Here is a 725-nt window from a genome sequence, read left to right as displayed (position 1 = left end):
CAGCCCATTAATGCTTTCCCATCAGATGCCTCTTCTACAAAATTCCCCCACCACTGCATATATTCGATCCGTTGTGGCATATACTTTGCTTTATTGTATGTGCCACGAACGGAAGAATATTCAAAATGTGCCAAGCACACCTCAATAATCTCACTGTTAAATTCGGCCTCATTCATAGCTGTGCTAAAAACAGATCGTAAACCATGTGCGGTCAAAATATTCCTATAACCGATCCGTCCAAGTGCTTTATTTGGCGTCTCTTTCGATATAGGCTGTCTTGGATTTTTTTTGCTAGGGAAAACAAACTTACTATTGCAACGATTCAACTTCTGTAACAAGCGCAAAATCGTTACAGCTTGTTTGGATAATGGCAAGATAAAATCTTGTACTTTACCTTGTCGCCCCTTCATTTTTTCTTTCGGTATATTCAATAAGCTGTTTTCGAAATCTACATTTTCCCATTCTAATTGAGTAATAGCCCCAGCCCGACCTGCGGTAAGTAGTAGTAGCTCTAATGCACAACGAGTTTCAATTTCAAGGGTACTATTCTGCAAATCTTCAAACAATTTAGGTAATTGCTCTGGGCGAATAGTAGGGTTATTTTCAGCTATTGGTCGAATAAATACCCTTCCAATATCTGCGGTTGCATTATAATTAATTACCCCTCTATTAACCGAATAAATCATTATTTGGTTTAAATAACCAATAATACGATGCAATGTATC

The 725-nt window shown here is 37.8% G+C and carries 1 protein-coding gene; it reads right to left on the bottom strand.

Translation table 11 applies throughout. The annotated features are described in order from the left end of the window. Window positions 1–725: tyrosine-type recombinase/integrase (locus DV356_RS09765; protein ID WP_153066465.1), on the bottom strand; the 725-nt coding region annotated here is incomplete at both ends.

Source organism: Haemophilus influenzae (assembly GCF_003494325.1).
In the GTDB taxonomy this organism is placed as follows: Bacteria; Pseudomonadota; Gammaproteobacteria; order Enterobacterales; family Pasteurellaceae; genus Haemophilus; species Haemophilus influenzae_I.
Note: the sequence above shows the minus strand (reverse complement) of the source record. Positions and strands in the feature narration are given on the sequence as shown.